The 11,462-nt window shown below is 38.8% G+C and carries 7 protein-coding genes and 2 pseudogenes; 7 read left to right on the top strand and 2 right to left on the bottom strand.

Features of this window, described 5'->3' with window-relative positions; translation table 11 throughout:
- The 5 genes from glmU (at position 1) to J500_RS09225 (ending at position 7,915) form a co-directional block, all read left to right on the top strand.
- The gene (gene glmU, locus J500_RS09245) at positions 1–1,365 is read left to right on the top strand and encodes a bifunctional UDP-N-acetylglucosamine diphosphorylase/glucosamine-1-phosphate N-acetyltransferase GlmU (RefSeq protein ID WP_004986049.1); all 1,365 of its coding nucleotides are present in this window, start codon (positions 1–3) and stop codon (positions 1,363–1,365) included.
- Positions 1,366–1,377: 12 nt separating this feature from the next.
- A complete protein-coding gene (gene glmS / locus J500_RS09240) occupies positions 1,378–3,216 on the top strand; it encodes a glutamine--fructose-6-phosphate transaminase (isomerizing) (RefSeq protein ID WP_004986052.1) in 1,839 nt (612 codons plus the stop codon).
- A 157-nt stretch (positions 3,217–3,373) separates the two neighbouring features.
- Positions 3,374–4,192, top strand: coding sequence for a heteromeric transposase endonuclease subunit TnsA (locus tag J500_RS09235; RefSeq protein WP_034699276.1), 819 nt, complete (start codon positions 3,374–3,376; stop codon positions 4,190–4,192).
- The gene (locus tag J500_RS09230) at positions 4,179–6,251 is read left to right on the top strand and encodes a DDE-type integrase/transposase/recombinase (RefSeq protein WP_034699273.1); all 2,073 of its coding nucleotides are present in this window, start codon (positions 4,179–4,181) and stop codon (positions 6,249–6,251) included. The genes J500_RS09235 and J500_RS09230 overlap by 14 nt, the downstream gene beginning before the upstream one ends.
- A gap of 5 nt (positions 6,252–6,256) precedes the next feature.
- The gene (locus tag J500_RS09225) at positions 6,257–7,915 is read left to right on the top strand and encodes an AAA family ATPase (RefSeq protein ID WP_034699270.1); all 1,659 of its coding nucleotides are present in this window, start codon (positions 6,257–6,259) and stop codon (positions 7,913–7,915) included.
- A 553-nt stretch (positions 7,916–8,468) separates the two neighbouring features.
- Here the strand turns inward: J500_RS09225 and J500_RS09220 are convergent.
- Positions 8,469–10,424, bottom strand: a complete 1,956-nt coding sequence (locus tag J500_RS09220; protein WP_000693745.1) for an alkyl/aryl-sulfatase — start codon at positions 10,422–10,424, stop codon at positions 8,469–8,471.
- Between the two features lie 81 nt (positions 10,425–10,505).
- Positions 10,506–10,766, bottom strand: a pseudogene (locus J500_RS09215) (integrase core domain-containing protein); the annotation flags it as partial.
- Between the two features lie 3 nt (positions 10,767–10,769).
- Here J500_RS09215 and J500_RS09210 point away from each other — a divergent pair.
- Both J500_RS09210 and J500_RS09205 read left to right on the top strand, forming a co-directional pair.
- Positions 10,770–11,135, top strand: a pseudogene (locus J500_RS09210) (IS1-like element ISPa14 family transposase); the annotation flags it as partial.
- A gap of 40 nt (positions 11,136–11,175) precedes the next feature.
- On the top strand, positions 11,176–11,462 hold a 287-nt coding region (locus J500_RS09205), incomplete at its 3' end, for an IS5/IS1182 family transposase (RefSeq protein ID WP_034699267.1).

Below are 11,462 nucleotides of genomic sequence, written 5' to 3'. Positions count from 1 at the left end.
ATGTCAACGACCGTTATTATTCTTGCAGCAGGTAAAGGAACGCGGATGCGCTCCCAACTTCCAAAAGTATTACAACCCCTTGCTGGACAACCTTTATTGGGTCATGTCATCAATACTGCAAAAAAACTCAATGCCAGTAATATTATTACAATTTATGGTCACGGCGGTGATCAAGTTCAACAACAATTTGCCCAAGAACAGATTCAATGGGTGGAACAAGCCGAACAATTGGGTACAGGTCATGCCGTACAAATGACCTTATCTGTTTTGCCAAAAGACGGTATATCCCTGATTTTATATGGTGATGTGCCTTTAGTCCGTGAGCAAACATTGCAACAATTGCTTGAAGTGTCTATACCTTCCGACATTGGCATGATCACTTTAAATGTCGATAATCCAACAGGTTATGGCCGTATTGTACGCAAAAACAATCTGATTCAGGCGATTGTAGAACATAAAGATGCCAGCGAAGAACAGCGCCAGATTCAGGAAATTAATACAGGCATTTACTGTGTCAGCAATCAAAAACTACATGACTGGTTACCAAAGCTATCCAATCAGAATGCGCAAGGCGAATATTATCTAACCGATATTGTGGCAATGGCGGTGGCAGATGGTCTTGAAATTGCATCCATTCAACCCCAATTTGCCTATGAAGTTGAGGGCGTAAACGATCGCCTGCAACTCGCAGCACTGGAACGTGAGTTTCAACAGCAACAAGCGACTGAGCTGATGCAACAGGGAGTCACTTTTGCTGACCCTGCGCGCTTTGATTTACGTGGCTCAGTCAAAGTCGGTCAAGATGTTCGTATTGATATCAATGTGATCATCGAAGGTCAATGTGAACTCGGTAACGGTGTTGAAATTGGTGCAGGATGTATTCTCAAAAACACCACAATCGCCGCAGGTACCAAAGTTCAGCCGTATAGTGTCTTTGAAAATGCGATTGTGGGTGAAAATACCCAAATTGGTCCTTTCGCGCGTTTACGTCCGGGTGCAGTGTTGGCCAACGAAGTGCATATTGGTAACTTCGTGGAAGTCAAAAATACCCGTATTGGGCTAGGTTCCAAAGCCAATCACTTTACTTATCTGGGTGACGCCGAAGTAGGTGAAGGTTCCAATATTGGTGCAGGCACTATTACCTGTAATTATGATGGCGTGTATAAACATAAAACCGTGATCGGTGATGCTGCCTTTATTGGCTCAAATAGCTCACTGGTCGCCCCTGTGAAAATTGGCAACGGTGCTACGATTGGTGCAGGCTCTGTGATTACCCGTAATGTCGCAGACAATACATTGGCTTTTGAACGTGCCGAACAAATTGAAAAATCAAACTATCAACGTCCCCAAAAGTTGAAGAAATAAGAGGATTAACCTATGTGTGGTATTGTCGGCGGCGTTGCTGAACGTAGTATTACCGATATTTTAATTGAAGGTCTAAAACGCCTTGAATACCGTGGTTATGACTCTGCGGGCGTTGCCTTGGTGAATAACCAGCAGATTTTACGCGAGCGTCGGGTGGGTAAAGTTGCCAATCTCGCTGAAGCGGTGAATGAACATCATTTGACGGGTTCTTTGGGGATTGCCCATACCCGTTGGGCCACACATGGCAAACCGACTGAAAACAATGCTCATCCCCACGTATCGGGTGAGGTTGCTGTCGTTCATAATGGCATTATTGAAAATTATCAGGAATTGAAAGATCAGCTTCAGGCAGAAGGCTATATCTTTAGTTCACAAACTGATACTGAAGTGGTTGCCCATCTAGTTAATGATGCGCTAAAACATAGTGACAGCCTGCTCGATGCAGTACGTCAAGTGGTGCCAAAACTTAAAGGCGCCTATGCGCTTGGAATTGTACATACCCAACATCCTGATGAACTGATTACTGTACGTGAAGGTTCTCCACTGGTGATTGGTGTCGGGATTGGTGAAAATTTTATCAGCTCAGACCAATTGGCACTTTTGCCAGTCACCAATCGTTTTGTCTATCTGGAAGAAGGTGATATTGCTCGTCTGACCCGTGACAGCATTGATATTTATGCACAGGGTGAACGTATTGAGCGTCCGATTAAAGAATTGGATGCCGCGGTGAGTAATGCGTCTAAAGGTGAATATAAACACTATATGCTCAAAGAAATCTATGAGCAGCCAGATGCGATTCAGCAAACCATTTCTCAGGCATTAAATAGTAATGCACTGCGTGAAGACTTCCTGAAAAATGCAGAGCTGGATTTTTCTAAAATCCAAAGTGTGCAGATTATTGCCTGTGGAACCAGTTATCACTCAGGCATGATTGCCAAATACTGGTTTGAACAGTTGATTGGCGTTCCTTGTCAAATCGAGATTGCCAGTGAATTCCGTTATCGCTCGCCTGTGATTGTCGCCAATACTTTATATGTATGTATTTCTCAGTCAGGAGAAACCGCGGATACCTTGGCAGCCCTGCGTGAAACCCAGAAACGTGCCAAAGCCAATGCCTTAGATATTGTGACTTTAAGTATTTGTAATGTTGCAACATCGTCAATGGTACGTGAAACAGATCATCACTTATTGACATTGGCTGGCCCTGAAATTGGTGTGGCTTCAACCAAAGCATTTACCACCCAACTTGCCGCTTTAATGCTCTTGATCTTAAAAGTAGGTCAAGTCAAACAACAAATTTCTAGTGAACAGATTGCTGAAATTGCTGCTCAACTTTGGCATTGTCCAAAGGTCATGCTGAATACCTTGCAACAAGATGCTCAGATTTTACGTCTTTCAGAACTTTTTGTTGAAAAACAGCATTGTTTGTTCTTGGGTCGCGGGACACATTATCCGATTGCACTGGAAGGGGCACTAAAGCTCAAGGAAATTTCTTATATCCATGCCGAAGGTTATGCTGCGGGTGAACTGAAACATGGTCCACTGGCTTTGGTTGATAATGAAATGCCTGTGGTAATTTTAGCGCCAAACGATGACATGCTGGATAAACTCAAATCCAATATGGAAGAAGTTCAAGCTCGTGGCGGTGAACTGTTTGTCTTTGCAGATGAAAACAGTGGCATTGTGGAAAAAGATCGTCAGCACGTGGTCTATGTTCCAAAGGTTAATGCTTGGCTCGCCCCGATCATTTACAGTATTCCGGTGCAGTTGCTTTCTTATCATGTCGCAGTTCTAAGGGGTACGGATGTTGATCAACCTCGAAATTTAGCAAAATCAGTCACTGTTGAATAATATACATAAAAATCAAATATTTATATAGTCAGACAAAATAGTTGTTAACTATACAAAATAGTCGTTAACCATGACATTAAAGTTATTAACTAAACAAAATAGTTGTTAACTATAAAAAGCCCAGATATACTGATTAAAAAGTATACTGGGCTTTTTAATGGCTAAATCTCTGAATGGCTTAACTGATATACAGATCGCTAAACGAATCAAAGAAGGACGTGGACAAGGTTCAGGAGCTGACTATAAGCCTTGGTTACGAATTCATGAAGTTCCATCCCAAGGTCTATCCCATCGTATTTACTCGTTTAAAACCAGACGTACCCATCATCTACTATCTAACCTAGAGCTTGGCGTGTTTCTGACTTTAGACTGGATGGATCATGTTCAAGATATACGAGAACAATATCCCCTGCTACGAGATGAGACCATTGAGATCGCTTCTACTAATGGTATTAAACATCCTAATATTCGTGGCATAAATCAGGTGATGACTTCGGACTTTTTAGTAGATAGTTCATCCCATAAGCAATTTGTTATTCAGGTCAAACCTTTATCAGAACTCAGTGATCCTCGAACTATTGAAAAATTAGAAATTGAAAGACGGTATTGGGTCAGCAAAGACATCCCTTGGTACATTATTACCGAAAAGGAACTCAATCCAACCGTACTTGATAATATTAAATGGCTCTATTCATCTCAGGAAGATACACAAGATTTTAGTCAACTACTGAATGCCTTGAATAATTTTGAGTTTGCCTGCCAACAACATCTACAAATGAAATTATCTGATATCTGTAAGTTTATTGATCGGGAATATCAACAAGATCTTGGCCAATCTCTGGCTGACTTAAAACAGCTTATGGCCCATCGCCTGATTAAATTTGATATTACTCAGAAATTCAAAGAATTGAGAGTAAAAGATATCATATTCTATCAACATCAACTTGTAGAAGGATTCCTCAATGTGGCAAATTAATGAGGTTCTCAAATTTGATGGTCAACTTTACCGTATTCTTTCCATTAACTTCGGAGATATATTCTGGATTCAGATTGATAATAAGAATGCCTTACCTGAAGTAGTGAGAGAAGAATCACTCTATGAATATCTGGATAATGAACGCTTAACACGAGCTAGAGACCCTTTTGCTAATTTGATTTTAGAAGAACCAACCGTAAACTCTATCGCCTTTGCCAAAAGAGATAAGGCTTTCAATGTCATAAGAAAAATTATCTTAGAACCAAGTCATTATGAACCATCATTCCGAGCAGCTTTGATTCACCAAATTGAATCATCTGGCGTTGTGTCTAAGCCCACAATTTATAAATATCTTCGAAAATATTGGCAAAGAGGGCAAATTCCTAACGCATTATTACCAGACTATAAAAACAGTGGTGCTCCTGGTAAAACTCGTACAGAAACTAATACCAAGAAAAATGGACGTAAACGTCAGTTTGGTGATGGGGAAGGCTGTCAAATCACCCTTGATATAGAAAGGTTATTTCGAATTACAATCTCAAAGCATCTCCTCATAAATAATCCACTCAAAACAACTGAAGCTTATCAGAAGTTTCAAAGCCTATATGAACAGTACTATCCAAATGAAGATAGTCGCAATTATCCCACTTTAAGACAGTTCCGCTATTTTTATCATCGGGAATATACAAAACCTCAAATTGTTGAAGCTCAGACAAATTCTACTGATTTCAAAAAAGATAAACGTCCATTATCTGCAACAGCGACCTCAAGCGTACTTGGACCAGGTAGCCGTTATGAAATTGATGCTACGATTGCTGACATCTATTTAGTCGCAGACGATGATCGGACAAAAATTATCGGTAGACCGACCTTTTATAGTATAAGTGATGTTTTCAGCCGTATGATTACAGGCTTTTATGTCGGTGTTGATAACCCTTCATATGCTATCGCTATGCAAACTGTTTCCGTTGCGTGTAGAAGCAAAGTTGCTCTTTGCAAAGAGTTTGAAATCGAAATCTCAGAAGAGGATTGGCCAACGGTTGGCTTACCAAGTGCGATCCTTGCTGATCGGGCAGAAATGTTAAGTGAACAAGCTGAAACTTTAACCAATGGCTATAATGTTCATTTGGAAACAGCCCCACCACGAAGAGGAGATGCCAAAGCAGTTGTTGAAAGCTGCTTTCGTACTATTCAAGCAGAATTTAAACCCTATGCTCCTGGTATTGTAAAAGGTCATCGTATTAAAAAACATGGCGAATCTGATTATAGGCTTGAAGCAGCCCTCACCTTGAAAGAGTTTACTCAAATTATTATTCGGGCCATTTTATTCCGTAACAATCATCATGTTTTAGATAAGTATGATCGAGATGAAGACCTCCCTGAAGATATCCCTTCCATTCCTATATATCTTTGGAATTGGGGAATCGAGAATCGTATGGGTAAACTCCGCACAGTTGATTCAGAACAGTTCCGAATTTCTTTATTGCCACGTACTAAAGTTTCAATCTCACCTCTTGGAATTAATGCGTGGGGATTGTATTACAATAGTGGTGAGGTCTTACGAGAAGGCTGGTTGCACCGCAGCGAGGAAATACAACGCCCTCAAAACCTGAAAGCAGCATATGATCCAAAGGACACAAATAAAATCTATCTTTTCCCAAATTCTGCTAGTCAAACCTATTGGACTTGTTCCTTAGCTATCCGAAGCCGTGCTTATACAAATATGAGTTTTTGGGAAGTTTGGGACAAGCAGTATCTTGAGAAACATGCCCAAGCAAATGCTAAACATGCTGAGACTCCTCACAGTATTGCGTTTAAAAGATCAGTCCAAGCAATCATTGACAATGCCAAAAAGCAAACACCCCAATCGACTCAATCAAATCGTGAAAGAGTTAGCCAAATTCGGGCAAACAAAAAGGAACAGAGACAAAAAGCAAACCTGACACCTTTGCAAGAAAACCCACAAATGGCTGATATTATAAAGTTCAATAAATCAGTAGAAGATGATGACTATAGTCTCCCATTCTCTCCTGGATTATTCAGTGATGATGAGGAGTAAATTTCATGCATCCTTTAAAGGTTCAAGCGGTTTATCAAGATACAGGAGTACCAGCTTATAAAGGCAATCCATTTATTGAAGCCTTACCCCCTTTGCTAGAGGCATTTACCCAAACTCGCAATTTAAAATCTGGGACAGTTCCTTCTTTTCAGGATCTCAATGCTCCACGAGTTGTACGCTCACATTCCATTGCTCGCCTTAGTGATGATTTTTTTCAGCCTCTTAATAATCATATACTTTTAACAGAAAAAATTTCCTTAATGATTCGTGGTGGCTATGTGGGTAGAAATCCCTGCACAGGTGATCTCCAAAAACATCTGCAAAATGGATATGAACGCATACAAAAGGGCGATCTAAATGCGTTTAAATTTGAAAGTGTCAAATCAACAGCTCAAAGTATGGTACTAATAGGTTGTTCAGGATATGGAAAAACGACATCTTTGATCAGAACTCTATCAGCCTATCCTCAAGTTATTTATCACCGTAATTTCAATATTGAACAAGTTGTCTATTTAAAAATTGATTGCTCGCATAATGGCTCTTTAAAAGAGATCTGCCTAAATTTCTTTCGAGCATTAGATCAAGTCCTTGATACTAATTATGAAAAACAATATGGACTTAAACGTTATAATATTCAGGCATTATTAACAAAGATGTCTCAACTTGCTAATGCCCATGCTCTAGGGCTATTAGCTATTGATGAAATTCAGCATTTAAGTCGTTCAAAATCAGGTGGTTCTCAAGAAATGTTAAATTTCTTTGTCACTATGGTAAATACGATTGGAGTCCCAATTATGTTAATTGGAACGCCTAAAGCCCGAGAAATTTTTGAAGCTGATTTCCGCTCAGCTCGTCGTGGAGCTGGTTTTGGGGCTATATTTTGGGAACCATTGCCTGAATATATTGATGATCGACTAAATCCTGAATGGGTGGCATTTACTGATAACCTCTGGAAACAACAGTTATTAAATCAAAGGGATGAATTTTTATCAGACGAAATTAGGCATGTTTGGTATGATTTAAGCCAAGGCATTATTGATATTGTGGTTAAACTATTTGTTCTAGCTCAGTTAAGAGCCATTGCCGCAAATAAAGAACGAATTACCAGTAAACTGCTACATCAAATTTATAAGGAAGAGCTAAAACCTGTTCATCCTATGCTCGAAGCATTGCGATCAGGAAATGTTGAAAAGATTTCACGTTATTCTGACTTAATCATACCTGATATGGATCGTAAGGTTTTTGATTTACAGAAGATGATTCAAACCATGCCTCTTGATACAACCACAGAAGATATATACAAACAATTAGCAACAGAAGATGAACGTCGTATTTATACGATGTTTAAAGAAGAATTTGAACCGCAACACCTCATTGAATGTATTAAAACAGCATATCAAACTTATCCAACAGCATCACGCCAACAGATCATTCCAATTATCTTTAGCTTATTGTCTAATGATAGACCTATATCAAATAGCACTGAAATCAAAAAAGCAGCAGAAAAAGTAGAATACTTAAAGCCAAAACAATGGGATACTTTACAGCAAGAGGATTTACGTTTTATACATTCACAATATTTGACAGAGTATGAGTTACATCAAACTTTAAAAGAGAGAGGGATTATATTGGATATGAATAATTTAGTATTAAAGGCTGGATAAATCTATTATAAATATAGAGTTTATTATCTCTACTTAGATAATGAGTTATTGAATAAGTTGTGCCAAATTTTTAATATTGGTTTTAATTTCATCAAGCGTATGTACTACATAACCCAAAAGTACGGCTGCGTTTTGAGATGAAGTCTAACGATATCTGGATAATGGCTGTACCGATAAACCTACTTTTATACATTGGGCAATAAAACACTGGGTGGTGTTTCAAAAAGTATGCTGAAACAAAGCAGGTTGAATTTTGATAAAATAGAGAAATGCGAATAACTCTAGAAATCAAATGTCCAACCTGCCTCAGTGACCATTAGAGAAATTTGCTCAGCTTGTTGATTATCATAAGACTTTTCAAACTGTCGCACCTCATGTTTGAATTCGCCAAGTATCAATAGAGTTAAAATACATATAGCTTACTTTTAATTTTAAAGAGGAATACAAGAAATAATTTCTTGTATTCCTGTTATAAGATTGGGAGAACCAAGTTGATAATTTCACCCATTTCTTTGGATCTATTAATTTAAGTTTCGACTTTACTTATTTGAGCTTAGCCATTTGGTCGAGTCACAATCGGGAAAATTGAATCTGGACGTTTAAACATTGCAAAGAATTTTCCAATTTTCAGTGGATTACCTTTGACTTTACTGTCTTTAGAAAGCAGGACTTTTACCCCTTCTATTTGACCTGTAATCATTTTTAGATATAAGGGCTTGGTTAAGGTTAATGTAGGGCAATCCAATGCCAAATCTTTACTTTCATCATAACGCTTAAACTGCATGACTGAGTTTTCAACCCATAATGAAAAATGCTCTTTGGTATCCGACAAAACCAGATTGATACACTGGTTTTCATTTTTTAAATTTTCCACATCTAAATTTGTCGCCATAGCTTCAAGAAATCTTTCAGTTGGTGTATGAATCAATAAATCACTCGGATCAGAAGTATTTTGTAGGGGTACATTATTTTGTAGCTCTTGAGCGCCCACCAAAAAGAAATTACGCCAAGTTGAAGCCTCAGCAGCATAGCCCAATTGACGATAAGTATTCGCCAATAAGTCTTTTGCTTGTTGGTTTTGAGGGTTATTCAACACAATATGTTTTAAAATCTCGGCAGCCCATCTATAGTCAGCTTGAGCGTAGGCATCCCGCGCATTTTTCAATGCATTGTTCTCCCCACCTGCTAACTCAATATATTTTTTTGCAACAGCTTTAGGGGGTAATGGATCTAAATTGGAAGGATGGGCATCGAACCATCCCATATAATATTGGTATACTGCTTTTACATTATGTTTTAGGGTTCCATAATAGCCATGAGCATATAGTTTTTGATCAAGTGCCGCTGGAAGCTTAATTTTTTCGGCAATTTCAGCGCCATTAAAACCAGAGTTCATATATCTCACCGTCTGATCATGCGTGAACTTATAAACATCTCGCTGGGTTTTAATAAAATCTTGAATATTGTCATTGCCCCAGACAGGCCAATGATGCTGTGCAATCAATACATCGGATGCTTTGGCATGCTGCATTGCTTGGTCTAGATAGCCCACCCATTTTAAGGCATCACGGACTTTAGCACCCCGAAGGGTATAAAGATTATGCATGGTATGAGATAGAATTTCTGCGCCGTTATAAAGTTTCAATGATGGGATAGAGAACGTTAATTCTGCTGGTGCTTCTGAACCCGGCACGTTATAAAACACAAAATCCAAGCCATCAACCGTCATTTTCTGTTCTGGTTGAGTGATCAGTTGTGTAGGCTCAAGGATGCCCATTTTTCCCACAGCAACAGCCTTACCTAAACCTGTATCCACCAATCCTTCCGCATTTTTAGGTAGAAAAGTTCCATACATATAAGTCGCACGACGTATCATGGCTGAACCTGCCATCACATTTTCACTGGTCGCTTCTTCCATAAAGCCTTTTGGCGCAATAATTGGAGTTTTTCTAGCGTTAATTTCTTCGCTAGAAAGAACGCCTAATGCACCACCAAAATGATCGATATGGCTATGGGTAAAGATAATGGCTGAAATTTTTTGCTCACCTAAATGCTGTCTAGCAAATTTAAGTGCTGCTTCAGCCGTTTCTTTAGAGGTTAATGTATCCACAATAATCCAGCCAGTATCACCCTGAATGATGGTCATATTTGCCAAATCAAAACCACGAATTTGCCAAACTCGATCTGTTACTTTAAATAGCCCAACATTGTTGTTTAATTTTGCTTGTCGCCATAGAGTGGGATTAACGGTATTTGGTGCTTGATCTTGTAAAAAACTAAATGCATCAAAATCCCAGATAACATTGCCTTTCTCACTTTTAATTTGACCTGTTGGCTTGGCAATAAAGCCCTTTTGAGCCTGATTAAACTCAGTCATATCCTCTAAGTTATACTTCGCCTTATATGTATTATTTGATTCAATGACCGCTTTTTCTACTACAGTATTTGCTGCAAAAACAGAAAATGGCAGAATAAGCATCAATGAAACTGTTAAAAACTTAATTTTCATCTTCTTTCCTTTTTTTAAATAGAGGTGGTCCCACATGTTTGAACAACTAAAAGCTTATTTATAAGTGATACTCTGCTCTAGTTAAGCTACCTTATTTTGTTGTGGTAGCTGGTCATAGTAAAACTCATCTGGAGTCATTTTGTCCAGACTCGAATGAGGTCGTTTCAAATTATAAAATTCAAAATATGCGTTTAATTGCTTCTTCGCATCCAAAACATTGCTGTAGGCTTTGAGATACACCTCTTCATATTTAACGCTCCGCCATAATCGTTCAACCATCACATTATCAACCCATCGACCTTTACCATCCATGCTGATTTGGATGTCATTTGATTTCAATACAGTATAAAGAAAAATGGCATCAAAGTAGATGGGAAACAAAACTATCAGTGCAAAGACTGTAAACGTCAGTTTATTGGTGACCATGCTCTGAGCTATCTAGGATGTCATTCAGGCATTACTCGAAAAATATTACAGTTGATGGTCAGAGGTAGTGGTATACGAGATATCGCTGAAGTTGAGCGAATCAGTATCGGTAAAGTTTTACGTACTTTAACCGAATCGACCTACCAAATTCAGCCTAAACAAAGTCATTATGAATCTCTCGAAGTAGATGAATTCTGGACTTTTGTTGGAAATAAAAATAATAAACAATGGCTTATTTACGCCTACCATCGAGAAACAGGTGAGATTGTTGCTTATGTTTGGGGGGCTTTGTTGCATAAATAAATTTCATCCCCATACATGTTAGATGAATACAGAATCAAAAAGCCGATACAAAACAACGAACTGGTCTGAGTACAATCAGGCTTTACGTCAACGGGGTGCTTTCACCATTTGGTTTGATCCCCAAATGCAATGGTCTGCAACACCTACTGGAAAAAAAGGACGTCAACCTACCTACACTGATATAGCAATTCAATTTGCCCTGACGATACGAAACCTGTTCCAACTGGCTTTACGCCAAACACAAGGTTTCATTCAAAGCCTTTTTCAAATGGCTCACCTCGACTGGAATGTTCCAGACTTCTCAACATT

Source organism: Acinetobacter sp. 479375, assembly GCF_000581715.1.
GTDB classification, from domain to species: domain Bacteria; phylum Pseudomonadota; class Gammaproteobacteria; order Pseudomonadales; family Moraxellaceae; genus Acinetobacter; species Acinetobacter ursingii.
Note: the sequence above shows the minus strand (reverse complement) of the source record. Positions and strands in the feature narration are given on the sequence as shown.